The sequence below is a fragment of the Clostridium sp. UBA3061 genome, from assembly GCF_002367465.1.
GTDB lineage: Bacteria > Bacillota > Clostridia > Clostridiales > Clostridiaceae > Clostridium_J > Clostridium_J sulfidigenes.
Window position 1 is genome coordinate 20,751 of sequence record NZ_DFCF01000010.1, and the last position, 23,776, is coordinate 44,526.

General features: G+C 30.9%; 24 protein-coding genes. 2 read left to right on the forward strand and 22 right to left on the reverse strand.

Going from position 1 to position 23,776, the window contains the following annotated elements:
• Nucleotides 1-309: 309 nt before the first annotated feature.
• From B2P65_RS07700 to B2P65_RS07755, 12 genes are all read right to left on the reverse strand, one after another.
• Nucleotides 310-1,293, reverse strand: coding sequence for an effector binding domain-containing protein (locus tag B2P65_RS07700; RefSeq protein ID WP_346879923.1), 984 nt, complete (start codon nucleotides 1,291-1,293; stop codon nucleotides 310-312).
• Between the two features lie 415 nt (nucleotides 1,294-1,708).
• A complete protein-coding gene (locus tag B2P65_RS07705; RefSeq protein ID WP_346879924.1) occupies nucleotides 1,709-2,047 on the reverse strand; it encodes a VOC family protein in 339 nt (112 codons plus the stop codon).
• Between the two features lie 89 nt (nucleotides 2,048-2,136).
• Nucleotides 2,137-2,631, reverse strand: a complete 495-nt coding sequence (locus tag B2P65_RS07710; protein WP_346879925.1) for a GNAT family N-acetyltransferase — start codon at nucleotides 2,629-2,631, stop codon at nucleotides 2,137-2,139.
• 84 nt (nucleotides 2,632-2,715) lie between these two features.
• Entirely contained in the window at nucleotides 2,716-3,414 is a 699-nt protein-coding gene (locus B2P65_RS07715) for a GNAT family N-acetyltransferase (RefSeq protein ID WP_346879926.1), read from the reverse strand.
• Nucleotides 3,415-3,625: 211 nt separating this feature from the next.
• Entirely contained in the window at nucleotides 3,626-4,105 is a 480-nt protein-coding gene (locus tag B2P65_RS07720) for a GNAT family N-acetyltransferase (RefSeq protein ID WP_346879927.1), read from the reverse strand.
• 237 nt (nucleotides 4,106-4,342) lie between these two features.
• On the reverse strand, nucleotides 4,343-5,071 hold the full coding sequence (locus tag B2P65_RS07725) for a DUF2812 domain-containing protein (protein ID WP_346879928.1): 729 nt from the start codon (nucleotides 5,069-5,071) through the stop codon (nucleotides 4,343-4,345).
• A gap of 14 nt (nucleotides 5,072-5,085) precedes the next feature.
• Nucleotides 5,086-5,406: a PadR family transcriptional regulator gene (locus tag B2P65_RS07730; protein WP_346879929.1), complete on the reverse strand. Its 321-nt coding sequence runs from the start codon at nucleotides 5,404-5,406 to the stop codon at nucleotides 5,086-5,088.
• A 310-nt stretch (nucleotides 5,407-5,716) separates the two neighbouring features.
• Nucleotides 5,717-6,340 (reverse strand): class I SAM-dependent methyltransferase, encoded by a 624-nt coding sequence (locus B2P65_RS07735; RefSeq protein WP_035134039.1) that lies wholly within the window; start codon nucleotides 6,338-6,340, stop codon nucleotides 5,717-5,719.
• Between the two features lie 89 nt (nucleotides 6,341-6,429).
• The gene (locus tag B2P65_RS07740) at nucleotides 6,430-7,677 is read right to left on the reverse strand and encodes a DUF6179 domain-containing protein (protein WP_346879930.1); all 1,248 of its coding nucleotides are present in this window, start codon (nucleotides 7,675-7,677) and stop codon (nucleotides 6,430-6,432) included.
• 8 nt (nucleotides 7,678-7,685) lie between these two features.
• Nucleotides 7,686-7,988 carry a DUF6323 family protein gene (locus B2P65_RS07745; protein WP_346880102.1) on the reverse strand — a complete coding sequence of 101 codons (303 nt, stop codon included), beginning with the start codon at nucleotides 7,986-7,988 and terminating at the stop codon, nucleotides 7,686-7,688.
• A gap of 3 nt (nucleotides 7,989-7,991) precedes the next feature.
• The gene (locus tag B2P65_RS07750) at nucleotides 7,992-8,159 is read right to left on the reverse strand and encodes a hypothetical protein (protein ID WP_346879931.1); all 168 of its coding nucleotides are present in this window, start codon (nucleotides 8,157-8,159) and stop codon (nucleotides 7,992-7,994) included.
• 207 nt (nucleotides 8,160-8,366) lie between these two features.
• Entirely contained in the window at nucleotides 8,367-8,714 is a 348-nt protein-coding gene (locus B2P65_RS07755; RefSeq protein ID WP_346846740.1) for a TIGR04076 family protein, read from the reverse strand.
• Nucleotides 8,715-8,970: 256 nt separating this feature from the next.
• Between B2P65_RS07755 and B2P65_RS07760 the strand changes: the two genes are divergently transcribed.
• Nucleotides 8,971-10,380 carry a beta-propeller fold lactonase family protein gene (locus B2P65_RS07760; protein WP_346879932.1) on the forward strand — a complete coding sequence of 470 codons (1,410 nt, stop codon included), beginning with the start codon at nucleotides 8,971-8,973 and terminating at the stop codon, nucleotides 10,378-10,380.
• 161 nt (nucleotides 10,381-10,541) lie between these two features.
• Here B2P65_RS07760 and B2P65_RS07765 read toward each other — a convergent pair whose 3' ends face one another.
• The 10 genes from B2P65_RS07765 to B2P65_RS07810 form a co-directional block, all read right to left on the reverse strand.
• Nucleotides 10,542-11,285, reverse strand: a complete 744-nt coding sequence (locus B2P65_RS07765; protein WP_346880103.1) for an ABC transporter permease — start codon at nucleotides 11,283-11,285, stop codon at nucleotides 10,542-10,544.
• On the reverse strand, nucleotides 11,272-12,003 hold the full coding sequence (locus B2P65_RS07770; protein WP_346879933.1) for an ABC transporter ATP-binding protein: 732 nt from the start codon (nucleotides 12,001-12,003) through the stop codon (nucleotides 11,272-11,274). Before B2P65_RS07770 ends, B2P65_RS07765 begins: the two co-directional genes overlap by 14 nt.
• A gap of 51 nt (nucleotides 12,004-12,054) precedes the next feature.
• Nucleotides 12,055-12,819 carry a MerR family transcriptional regulator gene (locus B2P65_RS07775; protein WP_346879934.1) on the reverse strand — a complete coding sequence of 255 codons (765 nt, stop codon included), beginning with the start codon at nucleotides 12,817-12,819 and terminating at the stop codon, nucleotides 12,055-12,057.
• A 135-nt stretch (nucleotides 12,820-12,954) separates the two neighbouring features.
• Nucleotides 12,955-13,962 (reverse strand): D-cysteine desulfhydrase family protein, encoded by a 1,008-nt coding sequence (locus B2P65_RS07780; protein ID WP_346879935.1) that lies wholly within the window; start codon nucleotides 13,960-13,962, stop codon nucleotides 12,955-12,957.
• A gap of 69 nt (nucleotides 13,963-14,031) precedes the next feature.
• Complete coding sequence (gene uvrA, locus B2P65_RS07785; protein ID WP_346879936.1) at nucleotides 14,032-16,881, reverse strand: excinuclease ABC subunit UvrA; 2,850 nt, start codon at nucleotides 16,879-16,881, stop codon at nucleotides 14,032-14,034.
• A 35-nt stretch (nucleotides 16,882-16,916) separates the two neighbouring features.
• On the reverse strand, nucleotides 16,917-17,864 hold the full coding sequence (locus B2P65_RS07790) for a nucleotidyltransferase domain-containing protein (protein WP_346846734.1): 948 nt from the start codon (nucleotides 17,862-17,864) through the stop codon (nucleotides 16,917-16,919).
• A 258-nt stretch (nucleotides 17,865-18,122) separates the two neighbouring features.
• Entirely contained in the window at nucleotides 18,123-19,127 is a 1,005-nt protein-coding gene (locus tag B2P65_RS07795) for a GNAT family N-acetyltransferase (RefSeq protein WP_346878944.1), read from the reverse strand.
• A gap of 183 nt (nucleotides 19,128-19,310) precedes the next feature.
• Nucleotides 19,311-20,384 (reverse strand): aminoglycoside phosphotransferase family protein, encoded by a 1,074-nt coding sequence (locus B2P65_RS07800; protein ID WP_346876846.1) that lies wholly within the window; start codon nucleotides 20,382-20,384, stop codon nucleotides 19,311-19,313.
• Nucleotides 20,374-21,219: a sugar phosphate nucleotidyltransferase gene (locus B2P65_RS07805; RefSeq protein ID WP_346876847.1), complete on the reverse strand. Its 846-nt coding sequence runs from the start codon at nucleotides 21,217-21,219 to the stop codon at nucleotides 20,374-20,376. Before B2P65_RS07805 ends, B2P65_RS07800 begins: the two co-directional genes overlap by 11 nt.
• Before the next feature lie 74 nt (nucleotides 21,220-21,293).
• On the reverse strand, nucleotides 21,294-22,580 hold the full coding sequence (locus tag B2P65_RS07810; RefSeq protein ID WP_346879937.1) for a Gfo/Idh/MocA family oxidoreductase: 1,287 nt from the start codon (nucleotides 22,578-22,580) through the stop codon (nucleotides 21,294-21,296).
• A gap of 249 nt (nucleotides 22,581-22,829) precedes the next feature.
• Here B2P65_RS07810 and B2P65_RS07815 point away from each other — a divergent pair, with 249 nt between their 5' ends.
• Nucleotides 22,830-23,741, forward strand: a complete 912-nt coding sequence (locus B2P65_RS07815) for an AraC family transcriptional regulator (protein WP_346879938.1) — start codon at nucleotides 22,830-22,832, stop codon at nucleotides 23,739-23,741.
• The last annotated feature ends 35 nt before the right edge of the window (nucleotides 23,742-23,776 follow it).

A 23,776-nucleotide genomic window follows, 5' to 3' on the forward strand; every position in this document is an offset into this window, starting at 1 on the left:
CCCCTCCATAGTTTTATTTTGCCCATATTACTGGATAATTCTTACCATATATCACAATTCTGCACAAACAATATATATCATTACTTCTACATAGTATTTGTTTTTTTCCATTAAAAAAACCTCAATTATTTATGGTACGGTTCACCGTAACTATTTGAAGTGAGGTTTTTCCATCTTGTTCTTATTTAAAAGCAAACAAAAAGATGCTCCATCCCGAAAAGATTAGCATCCTTTTAGTTAATATATATCTTTAGAAAAAATTGTAGTTTATTGGGGTACAGGTTATGCTCAATTTACACAACACAGGTATCATTTTAACTTTATAGGTAAAAGTAAATCAATATGACCATCTATTCCATTTTCAGGCCAACCCATATGGGAAGAATAAATCCAATTTAAATGCTCCTCAAGGCATCCGCCCATAATCTCTTCTCCTTGCTCTCTGTAGTTGGAATCATATTTATCACTTTCTTCTACCCATTTGCTTAAAAGCTTCCATTCGTGGAAGTCAGGGAATACAATAGTATGGGCTGCGTACATTCCACCCTCAAACCTCTTTTTTACGAGTGGCGCTGGGACTTCCATGTCATCAGGAATGGTTACCCAATCCTCATATCCGTGATGTGGTCTATTATGCGATGGATTTGGATGATTAAACCCAAACATTCTTGCATCGGGTTTCTTTTCGTACAGATTGCTCTCACGAATAAATTTATCTACCACACCTCCAACTACTTCCTCTGGATTCTCACCAATAAAGTGATACGAAGCGACAGTACATGGAGACATCACAACAATTCGAACATTTTGTAACTTACCCAATACCTCATTTGCCTTGTTTAATTCTTTCATTGAACGTTCCTCCTTAAAATTAATTCTAGAAAGGGTTAGCGGTTCAATGACTTTTATGATATCAGCATCTTGTAATAAATCAAGTTTAATTGTTGTTCCCGTGCTTTTATTCAAGCGTGATACAAAAATCTCCAACACATCCCGAATGATATCAAGTGCAGTTATCTCATCATTAAGCTCAACTATGTTTCTTTGGAATATTTCGATAATGTTAGTCAATTCAGGAGTTTTGAAAATCAACGCAATTTGTTTTATTGGAATCCGCAGCTTACGTAATACAATGATATACTGAAGACGTAGAATAGCATTTTCATCATAAACGCGATATGCGTAATCTTCTTTGCGTTGACTGAGTAATAGCCCCATTTGTTCATAGTACCGAAGCATTCGTGTAGAAACATTAAAGACCTTTGTTACTTCACTTATAGTCATCAATCCCATATGCTCAACTCCTTTCTGTAATCAGAATAATGGACGACACGATGTCAGAGTCAATAGACTTTTAAAATATTTTCCGAGGATTATATAAATTTTCTCATACTGCATATCTAATCTCAAATAAGCAGGTAGATAAATTACTATTTGTATATTAATCATATTTGTTAATAATATAATTGTACCATACTATGTAAACGCGTTATTACTTAGCTGGTACATTAGGATTTAACTAGTTCTATGTACAATAAATATACCTTTGTTTAAGGCATAACTACATAAAAAAACAGCAGAATTCTGAAATTCTACTGTTAATAGATGTTCCTAATCACTTAGTTTTATAGGGAATATATCCCTAATTAAATATACTTCTTTAACTCCTCTATGGACTCTATATTAAACAAATCTCCATTAATTTTTTCTATNNTACCCCATTTGGATCATATACATAAAAATAGCGAGTTCCATCACCAGGGTTTTGGATGGCAGAAGGATTAAGACCTCTGTCCTGCACAAGATTATGCATTTCATCTAGTTTATCTGTTTTAAAGCAAATGAACATACCCTTTCCTTCAAACTTCTGACCCTGTGGCATACAAACAAGTTCAATCTCAGTTTCTCCCTTGCCATTTGTCAGAAATGCAAGCTCTCCATCTCCTGCTTTAAAGCGTCGGGAAACAGTTAGTTCTGTAATTGTCTCATAAAATTTAATAGATTCTTCTAAGTCGTTAACCATTAAGGTTACATGCTGAATATGCATAATATATCCCCTTTCCTTTGTGTAATCTTTAATAATTATCTCATAGTGAAATATATAATGCAAGAATTGCCCTACTGCTCTATTTGTACTTATTTATTACTAAATCTATGAATAGGACCATCCCAAACTTCGTTACCATTTTGAAGTTCTATGAAGTTACCTAAAGTATATTGGTTTATTACATTATTCCAAAAAATATGAGAAACCTTATGTAAACGCAACTGTTTTACTTCCCAATTTCCTTGAAACTTATTAAAAACTTCAAAAGCCACAATTTTACCTATTCCTCTTTTCCTATATTTTTTTAGAACGAAAAATTCTGCAATTGCATAATCAGTTGGTGATGAGGTAACAACGCTATGTTTATTAACAAGAACAAATCCTGCTAATTTTTCATCTACTCTAATTATAAAGGGGTATCTATCTTTTTCTGTCCAGTAATTATCTAAATAACTGTAATCATATAACCCATGTTCATTTAAATCACGATTTTCATATTCTGATAAATCATAATTATATAATTCAATCATATTTTTTAATATCATTTTATCAGCCTTACTGGCTTCTATTAATTCAATCTTCATCTTTCACTACCTCCAAAATATCATTTTAATCAATTAATCAATCTTAAATTGGAATTTGACAAGATAATATTTTGCTATTAAAAGTTAATATTTTTCTGCAAAATATTCTACCCAGGCTGGATAAAATCCTGTGGCTAAAGCAGTTCTCGTTGAAGCAAGGTTCGCACTCCAAGTTGTATAATATGGTATTTTATCTCGCTTCAATATCTCCTTTGTTAATTGTTGAATAACCAATTTTGCTAACCCTTGTCCCCTATATTCCTTAATGGTATCTATACCTATTTGCCATAGTGGATCATGATAATTGTCTGCACCAGCTACAGCTACCATAGTTCCCTCAATAAAAGCTGCAATTGCAATTTCATCCTTCTCATAATTTAATGCATTTTCAAATCCAGGATATTTTATGTAAAACTCACTCATATTTTCTTTTTCTATTTTCTTAAGAACTACATTATCTGGGCAAATAATATCTTCACTTTTACTATAAAGGAATCTCAAATGTTCACCTGCTAGACATAAATCATTTTCTCTTAGTTTACATTCAATCCTATGAAGATTTTTACCATCAATAATATCTTCTGCTAAAGTATCTATAAAATTTTCTTTTGCCCAATTAATTAAATCTCTTCTTCCAATAAAAAGCATTGATTTTCCAAATGAAATCATACGAAAAATTTCTACATCGCTTTCCATGAATACATTTTTTCCATCATCAAATGCATTATATTCCAGATTATAATTTGTAATATAATAATTAATTACTTTCTGAATATTATCCATAATTAAAATCGCCTCCACAAATTTTACTATTTGCCTGACACTAAAAATTACTTACCTTTTTAATTATAGCATATTTTGTAAATATAACATTATTTTTAGTATGGTATTTCCAGCTTTAAAAATAGCCTTAGCCAAGCCATATAAACTCCCGGGGGTATAAATTGCATTTTCTTGTGGTACAGTTCTCCATATCTACTTAAAGTGGGATTTTTTATATATTTTCATTAAGTAAACTAGAATTGCAATACCTCTCCATAACATAGTTTGTTAGTAAAACACCTTTCCTTTCTACTTTCTGTTCTTTTACAACCTTATATCCTCGTTTTTCAAAGAAATACTTTGCAGTAATTGATGCCTGTGTACTAATCTTATCTACCTCAAATGCCTTTTCCAGCACATCACAAATTGCAGTAGCAATCCCTTTATTTTGGTAGTCATTATGAACATATAATCTATCTAAATATCCACTCTTATCTATATCTCCAAAACCAACTATAATATTATTTTCAATAGCAATAACTGTAAAATTTTCTAATAAGGATTTATTCCATTTCTCTAAATCTACACTACCTGTTGCCCATACATTCAACTGTTCTTCTGTATAGTCTTTTGCATTAATGGAATGTACTGTATTATAAAACAGTTCGGCTAAATCTTTACAATCTGATGGTTCATACCTTCTTATACGCATTTCATATCTCACTCACCTTTAATACTATTCCTAAATTGAATATTATTTTACCTGTTCCTTATTATTTAAACTGAATTAACAATATCCTTATTGTACCACCTCACTTTCCACTGCTCAATAAATTCATACCATATAAAGCATATATTTCCTTTGTTTAACTTGTAACTACATAAAAAACAGTAGAATTCTGAAATTCTACTGTTCCTAAAAAATACTCTTATCCATACTGTATATAATTTATAAAGACTTTTTATATTTCTTAAAGTAGGCTGAACTTGAAAAAATGAAAAAAGCACCAAAAATTATAAGAAATACTGCAGTAAAATATAGTTTCCCAATTAAATGCCATATTCCTATAGCTAACCATAGAACCCCTGAAATTGCATATAATATCCATGAACTTTTATTATCTATTGCTTTACTATTACACGTACCATCTTTTTTTATTTGCTTAATTCTAGAGTTATATGCTAAATAAGGCATAAAATTAAAGACAAATACAAATATATCAATTATCAACAATCCAACAATAATCAAAAATATAGGTTTAATGGCAACTAAAGAAACAACTAGCAACCCAATTAGAGCTATAGCTAGTATTAAAGAATATAAAGTCCCTTTTCTTGTTAGATTTCTTATACTTGTATATTTATCTATTTCTGAATCACAATCACTATAAATAGGTTTAGTTCCAGCTTGTGCTGAAAAAATGTGCATATAATTTTCTACAGAAACAATACGATTCCATCCTGCTTCTTTAAATATAGTGAAATATTCTTCATTTGCTTCTGTTTGGTAATCTAAGTTATATATTATATCTTGAGATTTATCTTTTCTTAGTTTATAGAAAAACCCTCCTACTATATCTTCTAATATCCAACCTTGCCTTGCATATTCTTTTAATTTTTCCATATCACTTTCTTCACTAAATGCAAACCCATTAATCATTACATATTTACTTTTCAAAAATATCCCCCTTTCTAACCCAAAAAATTTTCAGCGAATTTAATCATCTGCTTTTTACGTTCAATCTCTTTTATAAGCATATCTCGTCCTTTATTGGTTATTTTATATATTTTTTTGTTTTCATCTGTGCCACAATTTAACTCCACTAAATCTGCCGCTAAAAGCTTTTTCAATGTTGTATAAAGTGATGCAGGGCCAATAGTAACTTCATTATTAGTAAACTTCTCAATAGTTTTCATAATTAGGTATCCATGCTTTTCATCAACAACACTAGATAAAATATAAAAAGCAGAATCTGTTAATTCCCCTATATCAATAGAATCTTTTCTTGGCATAAAATTCTCCTTAATATTATATTTAATGATATATTATTAAATGATATATCATTAAATATAATATATCCATAAATGATATACTTGTCAAGTTTTTCTTTATTGCTTTTGATATTTATATATTTTTATTAAAATATATAAATACACTGACAAAAAAGTCTTCTTCCATAAACTAAATATTAATTAATAAAAAATATAACCACCTGTAAAGTAGCTATTTAATATACTTACAGGTGGCTATTTTAATCTTATCTCAACTATCTCACATATTAAAGTTTATTATAACTACTAAATATAAATGTAATGATTATACTTATTTTTTACATTTTATCAATAAAAACTTCATTGGAGGTTTATCTTTATTATCACTATCTATTTCATCAATCTCAGAAAATTCTACAAGTCCATATTTTTGAAAATCTTTTTTTATTGATTCGGAATCATAAAAAAAGATTTTTACTCCGTCCTTTGTTTCATAATAGCTTTCATTAAGTTTTTTTCCTTTTCCAAACATAGGAGCTTTCTTTGAAACAGCTGTAAAAATCATATATCCGTCTTGTTTTAATTGATTATAACAATCACTAATAAATTTTTCCCTCTCACTTTCATTTAATAAATGAATAAGTGCATAGCTAAATATCCCTTCATATAGTTTATTTTCAAAAGGCATATCTCCAACTGAACCATGATAAATATTAATATCAATCCCATATTGCCTTGCTAAATCAATAGCTGTTTTTGAAATTTCGATTCCTGTAACATTTATATTATTATCAATAAATACCTTTGCATTTCTACCATAACCAATACCCGGTATTAATATATCTTTTATATTATTTTCAATAAAACAATCCTTGGCAATAATGGCTGATTCTGATGGTTTAAATCCCCACATTGTTTGTTTTTCTATAAAACTTTTTTCCCAAAACTCCGTCATATTTTCGCTCTCCTTAAAATATATTTTTTGAATCTGTAACAATAATAACCCCTAAAGCAAATGGATAAGTAATGTTAAAGCTTTTATTACTATTTACTTAGACCTCTTATATAATTCATAAATTTAATTTCCCATTGTGAATCTGAACTATATGCTTCATATTTATTATCTAAATAGTGTTTAATAATATAAATCTCTTCCTTTGAAAGTGTTTTAAATAATTCTAAAGCTTCATCTTCCCAAAAACACAGGTTTAACACTTCAACTAAGTCACTTAAGCTATTAACCTCTTCTTTTACCATTGCAATCTTATCTGAAATAAATCTACAATCATTTATTTCATTGATTAAATTGCGTAACCTTTCATTGTCCATAGTATCATTATCTATAAACTCACTTTCTTTTAATTCATCTTCATACTTAAAGGATAAAAATATATTATCAATATTTCCTGTGGATAATCCTACTTCAATTCTAGGATAAATATTCACAGCTGTTTTTTGGATATATTCTATCTTTTCATTATCAACTATCCCTAAAATATCACAGACTCTCTTTGCTGAGCTTTTTAATTTTACTAAAATTTCAATTTTGGACAAGTTTCTAAAAATCCCTAATAACGTTTCTCTTTGCAATGCCGAAATCTCTAATGTTAATATATCTCTGCCTAAAATATCAAGCCCTATGGCATTTGTTAGTATTGGTTCAAAAATATTAATTAATAGCTCTTTATAATCATCGCAATAGCTATTTAGAATATAAATAATATTATCCTTATCAAAACATATGCAAAACTCATTTTCTATAAGTAGTGCTTTTAAGTATTCATTTATATATTCAATTCCTTGCAGCTTTTCTGATATGGCATTAGAAAGTTGATAATCTATGCTACAGTCTATCTTATGAGCGAAAAATCTATAGTCATATTTACTAAAAAATTTATCTATTTCATTTATTGTATCCTTATATGATATGTTTTCTATATTAGGTGAACTCTTTCTAACTTCTTCTAATAAATTCTTTCCTCTCTCCATCAAAGAGGCTATTTTACTCCAAGAAGCCTTTAACAAGTCACTTATATCTTCTTCCATCAATACTTCCTTTGCGTTCATTAATTCTCTTAATTCTAATCCTAATGAAAAACAAATTGAATTAAGTAACTCTTCCGCTATTTCTATTGGAACTGATGTGCTATCACCCATTGTATATCGCTTAGTGTGCTTGCCAAGTAAATTCCATATTTTAAACTCAATAAGCATTTTATCTTCTTCACTTATATTTTTATCTATTTGAATATTATCTGAAAACGCCATTAAACTCTTGTTGCTTTCTTCCATAATACCTCCTAAAATTCATGTCCGTACATATCTGTATCATCCACTTCATATCCATATCTTGTATTTCTACAAAGCTCTTCTAAAGTAGTTCCTCTTAAATATTCCAAAGAACCTTGACATTTTCCATCAAAATGTCTTTTCATAAACTCAATAAGTTCATCATCAGCTATCTGATCCATGGCTTCATTTTTTAAAAAATAGAACGACTCTTGAATCTCCGTTAATGTCTCTTTATAATTCTGTTGCATTATATAAGGAGAATCACAAAAAACCTCTACTATCTTTTTTAAAATTCCTTCAGAAAACTCAATTCTTCATGTATCTTTTAATGACTTAAAACGATTCTCCACCAGCTCATTAATTTCTACATCACATAAAGCTAACCCATATTTTATTGTTATTTCATTACACCTTTTTAACTCAATTGCAGCTTGTTTTTTCTGGAAATTTTGAAATGCTAAAGTCATATTTTTATCCACCATAATCACCTCTAGATACACAGTACTCCTAACTCTAACCCAATACAAGACTTGAAATTTTAGTAATTTTGTGGTAATATAAAATTAGAAAATACTTCCCAGTTTAAAAATTAATCTGGGAAGTATTTCTTATATTATATTAGATTTTTCTTATGTTAATGATATATATATTTCGGCTTCTCTTCAAACTGAGCACAATAAAAATCAAAACTAATCAAAAAACTTTCCTTTATAAAAATTCTCATTGTCAAGTTTCTTTGCCGTTAGCCTGAACATGACACAGCCATCTGGGCATACAATATCCTTGCTATATTTGCTACTGCCACCTATGTTCTCTAAATCTCCGCCACTTCTCACCGACTCCATGATTGGGAACATAATCATCATAACCTTGGAACAGATACCCTGTCCATCCGAATTTATGGGACAGCCATAGGTGCAGGTATACTTATCACCCACTTCTTCGCCGTTTCTGCAGTACCGCTCTGTATGGTCACTGCGAAGAAAACCAGTTACCTCAATTTCAAATTCGTACTCCTCATCATACCATTTTTTCATAATTAACCTCCAAATCCTTATTTATCTATATATAATTTTCCAATAGCTTACTAACGTAATTATAACACAAGCCAATGACACTTTTAATATCATTGACTTAATTTAAATATTTTATAAACTCCTTTTAATTTTGGTTCTACACAGATGCCCTTCACCGCACCACAAGTAAAAAGTTTAAACTTCTCCACCTATAGATTAACTTATTGCTAAACTCCCTCATATTATAATAATAAAAAAAATATAGGAGTAGATAAACATGTCTATTTTTGCTTATGTTGCAAATGACAATAATAAAATTTCAGTTATAGATACAAGTACAAATACGGTAATAAATACCATTCCAATTTTATCTCCAAGTGATATAACAAAATTTATTGCACTAACACCAGATGGTAGCTTTGCCTATGTTACAAACCTTTCAAACCTGGTAGCAGTTATAAATACATGCACCAATACGTTAGTAGATACCATAACAGTTGGTACCTCCCCAACAGGCATAGCGATAACCCCAAATGGTAAATATGTTTATGTAGTAAACTCTGGACTTGCAACCTCTCCCTCAGGAACAGTATCAATCATAGACACCAATACTAATACAATTGTGAATACTATAACTGTTGGTAGAAATCCCATTGCTGTGGCAATATCACCAAATGGCAACTTTTCTTATGTTACAAACTCAAAATCAGATAATGTATCAGTTATAGATACGACTACAAATACCATAGTAAACACCATAACTGTAGGAGATTTTCCCCAAGGCATAGCAATAACTCCAAATGGTAACCTTGCCTATGTTGCAAATCAAGGACAAAGTGCCTTTTCAAACACTGTATCTGTAATAAATCTAACTAATAATACATTGGTAGATACCATAACTGTTGGTACTGGTCCTAGTTATATAGCAATAACACCGGATGGAAATTATGCTTATGTCACAAATGTCTTTACTAATAACGTCTCTGTAATTAATACCAATACAAATACAGTAGTAAATACTATCCCTGTTGGAAATTGCCCTTTTGATATAGCAATTACACCCGATGGAAGATTTGCCTATGTTACAAACTCCTGTACTAATGATATTTATATAATTGATATAAATACAAATACAGTGGTAAATACCATCCCTAATATTCCTTTACCACTAGGTATAGCAATAGCAAATGTTGATTTTCCATGCCCAACCCCTTTAAATAGAATGTGCATTGAAACAACAAGAATATTTGATTCAAATAAGTTTGAAGAAGAACTTAAAGAGACCTTTAAACTTCCACCATTATATAATACTGAACACATCCAATGTGATGTTGGAGAAACTAGATGTAATATATTAAATATAACTACAATAAACAAACAAACTAATTTAGTAAATGTAAAGTTGCAAATAAAAGTAATTATTAATTTTACAAGTAACTATCCAGATTGTTATTTATTTAAAAAAGTAGTATGCTTTTATAAAAATGTTAATCTTATAAAACCTGAAGGTGCTGATGTATATTGCTCTATTAATAATGTAACTTGTTCATGCATACAACCAAGTAACTACTCAATTGGGTGCCATAATAAAAATTTATGCTGTACTATAAAGGTAACTGCTACTGTTAAATCTCAAAAGCTTGTTCAAATTGAAGTACCAGTTTTAAGATCTTGTGAACCAAATTAATGTTATTCTAATAACTGCATAACTAAAAATATATAAAATTCAACCATCTATATTTTTATGCAAAGTAGCTAGTAAAACTTATCATATTTTTACTAGCTACAATTCCATCACTTATTTGTTTTAATTGCTTAGACTATCACTATTTCTTTATCAGTTTCAAACTATTCCCACCTAAAAAACTTAATAGATACCCAAATGCATATCACAGAAAGTATACTTATAACTAAAATTGGTATCATTACATTATCTATGCTTAAGTTAAGTGATGCGCTTTTTAAAAGCTTTATTCCCTGAGTTAATGGTAAGATATCTGCCACTTTTTGAAGGGATGTTGGCATAACCTCATAGGGTAATGTTGCTCCTGAAAATATAAGCATAGGAAAGTATAAAATACTTGCAATAACACTTGCCATTTTATTATTTTTCGCTATTCCACCCACCATAAATCCAATGCTGAACATTGATGCCATTACTAATGTATAAGCTCCTAAAAAGTTTATCCATGAGCCTCTAAATTGAAACTTGAAAAATATTTTTGCTGTTAAATAAATAATTATTAATGAAACAATGGCATATAAAGTATAAATCATTCCTTGAACTACTAAAATCATAGCTGGGCTAACTGGTGTTACTCTAAATCTTTTTAATATCTTTCTATGACGATACTCAGATAATACTAATGGTAATCCCATGAAACCACCTGCACATATTGCAATAGTTGATACAGCTACAAAGGATTGTTCCATGAATGTAAAGTCTGCTTCAGGAAATGCGGGTTTATTTCCATAAATAACACCTAAAATAACAGTTATCACCACTGGCATACAGATTGCAAAGATGAACATATCCATGCCTCTTAGTGATAACTTTAATTCAGTTTTTAGCATTGCTTTAAATGCTCTCATCATCCAAATCCTCCTCATCTACAAACCATAAATAGGCATCCTCAAATTTTTCATATGGACTCAGTTCCACTGCTTCTTCAACTGTTCCATAAAAATCTATTGCTCCATTTTTTAAAATACATATTTTATCGCACAGAACCTCAACCTCATCCATGAAATGAGATGTTAAAAAGATTGTGAGTCCTTGCTTCTTTAATTTTAATAAGCACTTCCACACATCTCTTCTAGCCTTTACATCTAATCCTGTTGTAAGCTCGTCAAGGAATACTAACTCTGGGTTAGGAATTAAGGCTAGGATAATAAATAATCGTTGCCTTTCACCTCCTGATAATTCAATTACTAAATTTTTTCCCTTATCTTGAAGGTCAAATTCTTCTAATAATTTATTGCAATCTAATGGATTTTTATAAAGAACTTCAGTTATTTCACACAACTCTTTCACTGTTATTTTATCTTGATAATTAGATTCTTGAAACTGAACCCCAACCCTTTGAAATAGCTGTTTTCTTTCTTTTTTAGGATTCATATCTAGGATAGATACCTGACCATGATCAAAATTCTTTGTACCTAAAATACACTCTATGGTAGTACTTTTCCCTGCCCCATTGGCACCTAGCAATCCAAATACCTCGCCTTTCTTTACTGTTAAACTAACACTCTTCACCACTTGAACATTCCCATAGGATTTATAGAGATTATGAACTTTTATTACTTCCATGTGTTATTCCCTCCTTTTGATAAAAGAATAACACCAGCACAAAGTCTGGTGTTAAAGTGTAGAGTTTGTATTAAATTTGTTTTTCATAAATTGTAATTGCCTTAATATAATTTTTGCATTTTTTTCTGCATCACTTAAGGAAGTAAGAAGCTTATCACATGCTGTAACAATGTCCTCATCTTCTTTGGGTTTATCAATTACCTCTCTAATATCAATTTCTATACTTTCTGACATTGAATTAATCATTCTTAAAATTGCTGAAAGAGAATAATTAGCACAACGTAAAGTACGTATTATTTTAAGTCTATTAATATCACTTTCAGTATAAACTCGATATCCATTATGCCTTCTCTTAACAGTAAGTAAACCATTCATCTCCCAATTTCTTAATGTGTCCATTGTGACCTTAAGATAGTCTGCTGTTTGCTTTCTCGTAAAAAATATATAATTATCTTGAGCATCCGTATCTAATAAAAGCTTCTTTGAAAGTTCTATAGCTTCCTCTGCATTTTTTTGTTCTCGCTTTATCTGACTTATATAATCATTTGTACAGTTAATTGCTTCTTGAAACTCCCCCTTGGCAGATAGCTTAACAACATTGATTATCTTCTTTCTTAGCCCATTTTGTAGAACCTCTACTTTAAAGGCAGTTCTAGCAAGATTAAACTGTTCTATGTGATAGTCAGTAAATACTCTATAACCATTTTGTAATCTATTCACCTTTGGTATTAATTCAAGCTTTTCGTACAAACGTACAGTGTTGGAATGTACACCAACTCTTTTAGCTACTTCTGATGTTTTATATACCTTATCCATACTATGTGCACCTCCATGTTATCATAATAACACTTATGGAAAGTCTGGTGATATAGTGTATAGTTCTATTTAATTCTTGTTTAGTTTTTGCTATCTCATTTTCATCTTCTAATATTACAGGATAAATTCAATATGTTAGTATTTAAATAGCTCCTTTTGAGGAAATATTCCAAAAGCCCCACCAGTATGGATAAATAAAATATTTTCATCGTTTTTAAAGTTTCCTTTTTTTATTTCTTTACTTAATCCATACATGGCTTTACCTGTATAAACAGGATCTAAAATTATTCCTTCTAATTTTGCAAATTCCTTAATGAAATTTATTTCTTCTTCTCTACTTAAAGCATATCCTTTTCCCACATATCCATCTATAATTCTTATCTCATCTTTAGACAATTCCAAATCTATATTAATATATTTCATGGTATCTTGTACTATTTCGTAGATACGATTTTTAAAATATTCACTGTCATCACAAACATTAACACCTAAAATATCACACTTGTTTTCTAATATTTTATTTGCTAAAAAAGTTCCTGCATAAGTACCTCCAGATCCCACAGGGAGTATAACTTTGTCAAAATGAACACCTAATTCCTGTTCCTGCTCAATAATTTCTTTCATTGCATTATAATATCCAAATGTGCCTATTACATTTGAAGCACCTTCTGGAATAATATAGGATGTATAACCTTTTTTATCATATTCCTTCTTAATCTGTTCCATAATTTCTGATCTTGAATTTTTATATTCTTCTGCTGTTATAAAACGAATATCTGCCCCTAGAAGCTTATCTATAAATAAATTTCCATCAGATTCAATATTACTGCTTCCTCTTAAAACAAGTACTGATTTTATCCCAAGCCTCGCTGCTACTGCTGCCGTTGCTCTACAATGGTTTGATTGGATTCCACCGCAAGTTATAAGCACATTAGCCCCTTTATTAATAGCATCTTTTGCTGTAAATTCTAATTTTCTAATTTTGTTTCCTGATACTTCAAGTCCAGTTTGATCATCTCTTTTTATATAAATATTGGGTCCACCTAACATTTTAGAAAACCTCTCAAGTTTTTCAATTTTAGTTGGCATATTTGCAAGTTTTATTCTTTCTGGAATTTGAATTTTGTTTAAAACATTATTCATATTTTGCTCATCTCCTTTAGTAATTATAAGATTGAAACGTAATTATACATAAACTCAGTGTATAATATTTCATTCCATATATTTTCTCAGATATTTTCCTGTATAGGATTTATCACACATTATAATATCTTCTGGTCTTCCTTCTGCTACAATCTGACCACCATTTTCTCCTGCATCAGGGCCCATATCTATTATATAGTCTGCGGTTTTTATCAAATCCAAATTATGTTCAATTACCAGCACAGTATTTCCTAAATCAACAAGTTCATTAAGAGATAGCAACAATTTCTCAATATCTTTAATATGGAGACCTGTAGTTGGCTCATCTAAGATATATAGATTATCCTTCTCTTTTTTAATTTTCCCCAGTTCTCTTCCTAGCTTCAACCTTTGAGCTTCTCCCCCAGACAATGTAGATGAGGATTGTCCTAATTTTAGGTATCCTAATCCTAGCTTGTTTAATACATTCAATTTAGAGTGTATTAGGTTTACATCCTTGAAAAATTCCACTCCTTCTTCAATTGTTAGTTCAAGAATATCAGCTATGTTTTTTTCTTTATATTTGATCTCTAATATCTCGCTTCTATACCTTTTACCCTTGCATACTGGGCATATGGTTATGATATCTTGCATAAATTGCAACTCAGTTACAATATTTCCTTCTCCCATACAAGTCTCACATCTACCGCCCTTATTATTGAAACTGAAACTTGAAATGTCATACCCTCTAGCTTTTGCTTCTTCTGTTCCTGCAAATATATCTCTTATTTTATCATAAATATTAATATAGGTTGCTGGATTTGAACGTGAACTTCTTCCAATTGGTGATTGATCAATATATCTAACATCACTAATATTCTCAATACCCTCAACTCCATCATTGAGTCCTGGCTTAATTCTAGAATCATGCAACTTTGAGTATATGCTCTTGTATAATATCTCATTTACCAAACTGCTTTTTCCAGACCCTGATACACCTGTAATGCAAATAAAGGTTCCTAATGGTATGCTTAGGTTAAGATTCTTAAGATTATTTTCTCTTGCACCATGTATTCTTATATGTTTTCCTATGCCTAAGCGTCTTCCTTTAGGAATAACAATTTTCTTCTTTCCAGCCAAATATTGTCCTGTTATAGATCTTTCTGTATTAATAATCTCTTTAATATTTCCACTTGCAATTATCTCGCCGCCATTTGCTCCTGCACCTGGTCCTAATTCTACTATATAATCTGCGTTCCCAATAGTCTCCATATCGTGTTCAACTACAACTACAGTATTACCCATATCTCTTAGCTTTTTTAATGTATTAATTATTTTAAATGTATCCTTCTCATGAAGTCCTATACTTGGTTCATCTAATATATACATCATCCCCATTAGATTTGATCCGATTTGTGAAGATAAACGTATTCTTTGAGTTTCTCCTCCAGAGAGAGTATCCGAACTTCTCCCCAAGCTCAAATATTCAAGTCCTATTTCTTCCAGAAGCTCTAGTTTTATTATCATTTCATTAATAATCTGCTGTGCAACTTCCCTTTTAGACTCAACTACTTCTAGGGATGATATAAATTTCTTTAATTTCTGTATCTGCATTTTCCCAAACTCATTTATGTCTATTTCGTTTATCTTTACTAATAATCTTTCTTTTTTTAGCTTTTTACCCTTACATTCTGGACAAATGTGACTGACAAAGAGTTTTTCGTTATCTCTGTTCTTTGTTCCTTTATCTAAATTATCTTTATAAAGACGTGTTATATAGTTCACTAGCCCTTCATAACTTACGTACCTTCGTCTTCCTTCTGTTTCTCTCTCTCCTGTTGGCTTCAGCAGCTCATAACGTTCACCTTTAGTTCCATAGAAAAAAATATCTTTTATTTTCTCTGGGAGCTCATTAAAAGGAGTATCAATACTAAAATTATAATGTGCTGCAAGGCTATGCAATCTTGCTGCACCATTTTTATCACTCAAACTGAACTGAGATACATAAAGAGGGTCCATTCTCATGCTCTTCTTTTCATCCTTAATCAAAAGATATGGTTCTGTCATTTTATAGGTTCCAAGTCCCTGACATGTAGGACATGCTCCACTGACATCATTTGGTGAAAAATATTTAGGGAGGAATTTCCCTGTAATAATATTATGTTCACAGTTAATAAACCCCTTAGTAAACTTTCTTACTTCCTCTTCTGAAAGCTCCTTGTTTAGGATCTGTAATCTTATAAAATTCTGCCCTACTTCCAATCCTCTTTCTATTGCGCTAACTATTTGTTCATAATTCTTTTTATATACTGAAACCTCATCTACTATTACTTCAATTTTATAAGTTCCAGTCTCATCTAAGTTTATATTATTTTTAATATCAAATACTTTATTGTTGATCACAAATCTTCTATAGCCTCTACTTCTAAGTTCAGTTAATAAATAATCATAGCTTTTATCAAATATTTTATTAACAGGGGCTTGTACTTCAATTCTAGTACCTTCTGGGAGACTCAATATATGTTCAGCTATTTGACTGGTTGACAAACACTGAATTTCCTTATGGCATATAGGACAATGTGGAGTTCCTAAAACTGTATATAATAGTCTAATATGGTTTGACAAGTCAGCCATAGTTGCAACTGATGAACGGGGATTCTTAATACCTCTCTTCTGTGGAATTGATATTACTGGGGATAACCCTGTGACCATATCTACATCAGGTTTTTCCATATTCATTATATTAGATCTAGAAGATGATGATAGAGACTGTAAAAATCTTCTTTGTCCTTCTGCATATAATACGTTATAAGCAATAGACGATTTTCCTGAACCGCTTACCCCAGTAATTACAGTGAGAGCATCTCTAGGTATCTCTAAATCAATATTTTTTAGGTTGTTCTCTCTTGCTCCTTTTACACTTATACTTTTTCTAACCAATTGTATTCTCCTTTACTTTCTAAATAGCTTCTAAGTTATATATCACTGTCAAAATTATAATAATATGCCGCTTCTTCAAAGGTAACCTTGCTTTTATCCATAAGTTTTATTGATTCACTAACCTTAATTAGTACATCTCTTTCTGCAAGCCAATTATAAGTATCTGTAAGTTCATTGCCATCATTACTAATATTATATTTCTTTTTCAAGTATTCATTAATCATTGATACGCCTCTTATTTCACCTTCTTCTTTCATCCATCTGACAATAGGATGAAAAAGAACATCTTTTCTCTCTTCTATATACTCTTTACACAATTCTAATATTTTAACTAAACTTAAAATAGTTACTTCATTTTTAATCAAAGTCATATAGGTGCAATTAAAAAAATCAGGATTGAGATTTAATCCTTGACTTATTACTTCTCTGCCCCTAAACTCATTATTTAATGCTATTTCTATACATGCTATATGGCATACTAGTTTTTGAATTAAACTGAATCCATCAACAAGCTCTTCTTCAACCAGTAATAGCTTTTCTGCTTTTTTTACACATATAATTCCATAGATGGCCGACTTTAATAAATTCTCCTCTTTGTCTCTATCACCTAAGAATTTATCTCCATTAAAAAGCTTTTCTATTGTTTCATCAGTTGAAAATAATAAATTACTTTCATTTAAAACTGTTCTAAAAAAGTTTTGATTTTGGGGACTATCTACCAATTCAATAAAATAATTTCTGCTATATAGTTCCACTTGGAAGTCTATATCATCCTCTACAAGTGAATACTGCTTATATACCTTCTTGCTGTTTTCCTTTAATATTAACCATATATCTATATCAGACTTTCCCCATAAATTATCACTTGTAATACTTCCATAGGAAAATGCAGCAATAATGTTACTGTCCCTTCTTACCTTTTCAATAAATTTCTCTAAGGCACTGTTATATCTTTTTTTAATATATGACATATTTGTATTCATAATTGCTAAATCTCTTCCTCTCTTAGAATATTAACCTCTAAACTCATACTTTAAATTATATACTTTATTTCCAAACTGAACAATAATATTAAATATTTTACATTTTACTCATAATATTGTTTACACATTCAATAATAACTACAAAAAACAGTAGAATCCTGAAATTCTACTGCTTCTATGTGTTTTAAATTTGCTAATTTTATAGAAGATATTGCCTTAATTAAATATACTGCTTAACTTTTCTAATACTCTAAGCTACTATAGAATAATACTTGGGTTATTAAAGTTTGCCCATGCTATATTATTGTCAATATTTCTAATCATTCTGTAAGCTATTGGCTTAAATCCACACTTAGGCCAAAAATCTGAACCACCAAGGTTTGTTATTTTCCAATCTGTTATTATGCTACTATATCCCTTTTTCTTCATAATCCTATAGCCTTCATTCATTAACTTTTTACCAACACCTCTTCCCCTTTGGGAATGGTGAGTGCCAGCAATATGCAGCTCTACCCCATTATCAGGTGCCATCAAATCTGGAGTAATAGGCTCATATACTTGAAATCCTAATTCCTTCATATCCTTTTCTGCAATAAGAATCGTTGAATCATTATCCTCTACTAAACTTTTATACCCAGCATTTATATTCATTACAAGTTCAGGTTTTATAGGTAAAAAAGTAGGTGCTGAATTGAGGCATGATAAGATTATACTGGACATATTACCCATTATTTCACTATCATTTTTGTTAGCAAATCTAATCTCTGCATCAGATGAATTTTTAAAAGCCTTGTAATCCTCCATATTCATTATTCCATATACATGATCAATAAAAAAACTTAATCTTTGGAAGGCTTCATAGTACACCTGATTTCCTAGAGGTACAAATGTATGGTGGCTAAAGTAGCCATGTTCAAGCCATAAAACAGAAACCTTTGTATAAAGCTCCCTTATAAGCTCTGAGGATTGATCCATTCTAATTGCTATTCCCTCATAGGGCACCCATATATGTCTGCCTCTATCATCAATTTTCATCTCACCAAATATATAACCTACTAGTTCATCACTAGCAAAGGCTCCTATTCCAATTGCTTTTCTATTAACAAATAAATTCTCAAGTAAACCCGTGATATATTTTGTATTAAGACAACTATTCTTCAAGGACGGAAATGACTTACTCTCAAGGTTTTGCCTAAATATTAACAAATCAGACATTGCAGGTATATCATCAATAGTAATTTTTCTAAATTCACATCTCTTCATTTCTGTACCTCCTAATATAATAATGATATAGCCACTAAGGGCTATCCTTTTCTCAATAAATTTATATTACATATTCTAACATAGTAAATTATCATTAAATATGTAAAAAACAATTCTGTATTATTCATTACATAGATTCTCAGCGCCTATTAATAAGCAACCTATCCTAAAGTGGCTATCATTCTAATTACCCTCTATAAGTTCCCCTATTATCTTATTCATAATATCCATTTTCCCTTCAATATCACTAACCAGCTTAAACTGTGTTCTTGCTCTATGAAGATTGTGTTTCTCCTTGTGAATTTTAAAATAGGTATCTCCATTTAAATAATCCGTTAAAAATCTTATACCACATTCAAAGGTCATAAGTTTCACAGAAAACGCCATAAGTTCAATCTCTTTTGGCACAAGTATAGGTAATACTTCATGAAAATATCCCTTTGTAAAATACTTAAACAGATTCATATCAAACCATATTTTTGATAAATCTGTTTCATCTTCCCTTCCGCTAGAAGCTCCATATCTCAGTGCATCGCCGTAGTCATAGAGAAGTGACCCTGGCATTACTGTATCTAAATCAATTACACATACCCCTTCACCTGTATCTATATCTATCATAACATTATTCAGCTTAGTGTCATTATGTGTTACCCTTAGAGGAATGCTTCCATCTTTCATTGCATCTAATATAATGCTCACATCTCTTCTGCGTTTTTTTACAAATTCAATTTCTTTTCCCACTTCTTCTAATCTGCCACATTTATTATCTTCAATTGCTTTTAACAGATCCTCAAACCTTGTGGCTGTATTATGAAAATTAGGTATTGTGTCATATAATTTACCTGCTGGAAAATCAGACAACATATTTTGAAACTTACCAAAGGCCTTGGCGCCATAATAAAATTGCATAGGATCTTCAACCTGATCGTAGGTCACTGCATTACCTATAAATTTATATACCCTGAAATAATCATTTTCATTGGTTTTATAGTACTTTTCACCATTCTTAGTTTTTATTATTGTTAGTGTTTCCCTGTCAGGATTTCCTCCACTAAGAAGGATTTTCTTTCTCAGATGCTCTGTTATAGCTGCAATATTCTCCATTAAACCCTCAGGATTTTTAAACACATTACTATTGATTCTTTGCAATATATATGGTTTTGCAATATATGTGTCATTTATATATCCGTTACCATAAGAGCTCATTTCAGTGTTAATATTAAACTGTTTTAAAACCTGATGCAATTTATATTCCATGGTATAATCCCTCTCTAATCATTCGGTTTATAGCATTTTTAACTATAGACAAGTCTTCTTTGTATGTAACTCCATACCACTTATCTAATGTCTCAAGTACTTTCACCTTTGCACTTTGTGTTTTAATCATATTATCAACTACTGACGGAAGATAAAATTCATCCTTTAATGGATTTTTTAAATCATTTAAAAACAGAGTGAAGTCCTGTTCAAGGACATTAAATATATCAATGTCAAACCCCCACATGTTCATAGATACTATAGTATCAAGAGGTATTCCACTATTTTTATCAATAGATGTATGCTCCACCACACTTTTTAAATACCCTTTTTCTATTTCGCATAATCCTCTGCTTACCATGCCATTTTCAGTTAGTGTATTTTTTAGTCTAAACCCAGCCATGCACATACCTTTATTTTGAGATAAATAATCCCCAACTATTTTGTAGGAATGGCTACCATAGTAATCATCTGCGTTTATTACCATAAAGGGAGTGGTAACTTCACTTTTAGCACAAATCACAGCATGCCCTGTTCCCCATGGCTTATATCTATTATTAGGGATAGAACACCCCTTAGGAATTTTGTCTAGTGTCTGAAAAGCATAATCTACATCTATTATCTTTTCAATTCTCTTGCCGATAACATGTCTAAAATCCTTTTCCATTTCTTTTTTTATAATAAAAACTACCTTTGAAAAGCCTGCTTTTACTGCATCATATATTGAAAAATCAAGTATTATTTCCCCATTTGGACCCACAGGCTCTAGCTGTTTAAAACTCCCAAAACGACTTCCCATACCAGCTGCCATTACTACTAATGTTGTTTCATTCATATTACCACCTATATTTCAATACTTTCTTTATATTAATCTATGTTAAATTCATTACTTAATTACTACATGCCATTTTATTTTCTTAGAGTATCCAAATCAACCACAACGCCATCTGCCAGCCTAGATTGTTCCGCTGCCATTGCGCAATAATGACTTTCTACGGATTTATCTACTGATGTAATGGCATTAGTCGGTTCTCCATCCTCTGCAATCATATCAATGAATTCCTCCACCATACGATTGTCTCCCCCTGCATGACCAGAAAAATCCGTTGATAGCTTAGATATATCCATTACTTCAGTTTCTTTTCCAAAAGGTGTTACTTTAATAGTTTTTTCAGACAAATCTGCAACAATTTCTCCTTTTGTCCCCATAATCTTCTGATAACGTGAACCTGTAGCAGTGAATGCACTCATTGTCAATGAAATGGTGGCACCATCTGTCATATTTAGGTTTACAACCTGATGATCTACTACGTTATTATCACAGTAATATACACATCTTCCATAAGGTCCACTTTGAATTGCTTCTGTAATACTTTCTACAGTAGGATGAAGGGTCAATACATCAACAGGCCACTTTGTATTCCCCTTTGCCACACCAGTTTTTTCATTTGTTATATAAATCTTTTCTGCATCAAAGGGACAATTTGCTTTTGCTTTGCATCCATCCATACAACGCTTCGTTGCTCCTTCCGGTGCATTTTCTTTTTTGAATAAATAGGTGCTTCCAAAGGAAGATACAGAATTACAAGTTTTACCTGTGAGCCATAATAACAAGTCCATATCATGACAACATTTCTGTAATATCATAGGGCTAGTAGTATTTGAGTTTCTCCAGTTTCCACGTACAAAACTGTGTGCTTGATGCCAATATCCCACATTTTCAATTGCCATAACAGAAACTACTTCTCCAATTATACCGCTGTCAATTACTTCTTTTAATTTTGTATAGAATGGTGTATAACGCAACACATGACATACAACCACTTTTCTGTCACATTCATTTGCTACTTTTACAATTTCCCTACACTCATCAAGGTCTGGTGAAATTGGCTTTTCCAATAACAGATGATAGCCTTTTCTAAGGGCCGGGATTGCTTGTCTTACATGTTCCTTGTCCTGAGTAGTAATAAACATAACATCTGCTAGCTTATCCTGAGCAATTAGTTCTTCTGCACTGTAAAAGCATGCCCTTTTCGGAATGTTATACTCCCTTGCCACATCTTCTACCTTTGCAGGATCAATGTCTGCAATTGCTACAATTTCAATTTTCTCTGGGAATAATTTAGCAGTTAATGCATAGGTGTCTTTTCCTCTACTACCAAGTCCAGCTAATGCTACCTTTAATTTTTTACTCATTTTATTTCCTCCTATTTATTTCTATTTTCTCCATTCATATTTTAAAAGGTATTTCTATGTGCATAGAGAAGACCTTTTCTATAACTTCCATACTGTTACATATATTGTATAGTTTTTTTTAAAATTTAGCTTATACAATCATCCAGTATAATTGTTATATCATCCAAAATATCTATTTGTTAAATTGTATTCTTTTGTTATATTTGCTAAAATAAATTGATAATAATTCATAAGCAAGGAGTTGGTTGTATGGCTTATATCAGTACTAGATTAAAAAAAGAATTTGAAATCACTGAAATCATCACCATTCACTATTTTGAATACTTGAAAGATTTTGTTTTCCATGGTGAGTCTCATGATTTTTGGGAATTCCTATATGTAGACAAAGGAACAGTTATGGTACAAGCAGCCTCTGAGCATTATCAGCTCTATGCTGGAGATATGATTTTTCATAGACCAAATGAATTTCACGCTGTGAAGGCAATAGGAAGGAAATCGCCTAATTTAGTGGCAATTTCATTTTTGTGCAATTCCCCATCAATGGATTTTTTTACTGGTAAAGTTACCACTCTGTCTTCTATAGAAAAAACTTTAATTGCAAAAATTATTTCAGAAGCGCGCGCTGCATTTTCAACTCCACTCCATATCCCTTCCATTGAACAAGTAAAACTCTCTACTAGTGCACCTTTTGGCTCACAACAATTGATTTTGTTATATCTGGAACAATTTCTAATTCATATAAAGAGGCATCATTGTGATGATGAAAAAGTTAAAAACCTACCTTCTGTTACAAAACAGTCTTGGGATAGCTCTAATAAATCCTATGTATTTGAACAAATTTTGCATTATTTGCAGCTACACATTTGTGAGCAAATTAAAATTTCAGATATTTGCAATGAATTTTCTATCAGCCGTTCTACCTTACATTCACTCTTCCACAAAAATAAAAACTGTGGAGTAATTGATTATTTCATATATATGAAGATTGAGCGCGCAAAGGAAATTATTCGTGATGGGAATATGAATATCACTGAAATCGCATATTTTCTTTCTTATAATTCTTTGCAGCATTTTTCCAAACAATTTAAAAAGTTAACTGGAATGTCACCAACGGAATACATCTCATCTGTAAAGGGGATTTCTCAAACTTATAAGTGGTAGCCATAATGTGGCTACCATTCCTTATTTGACAGTAT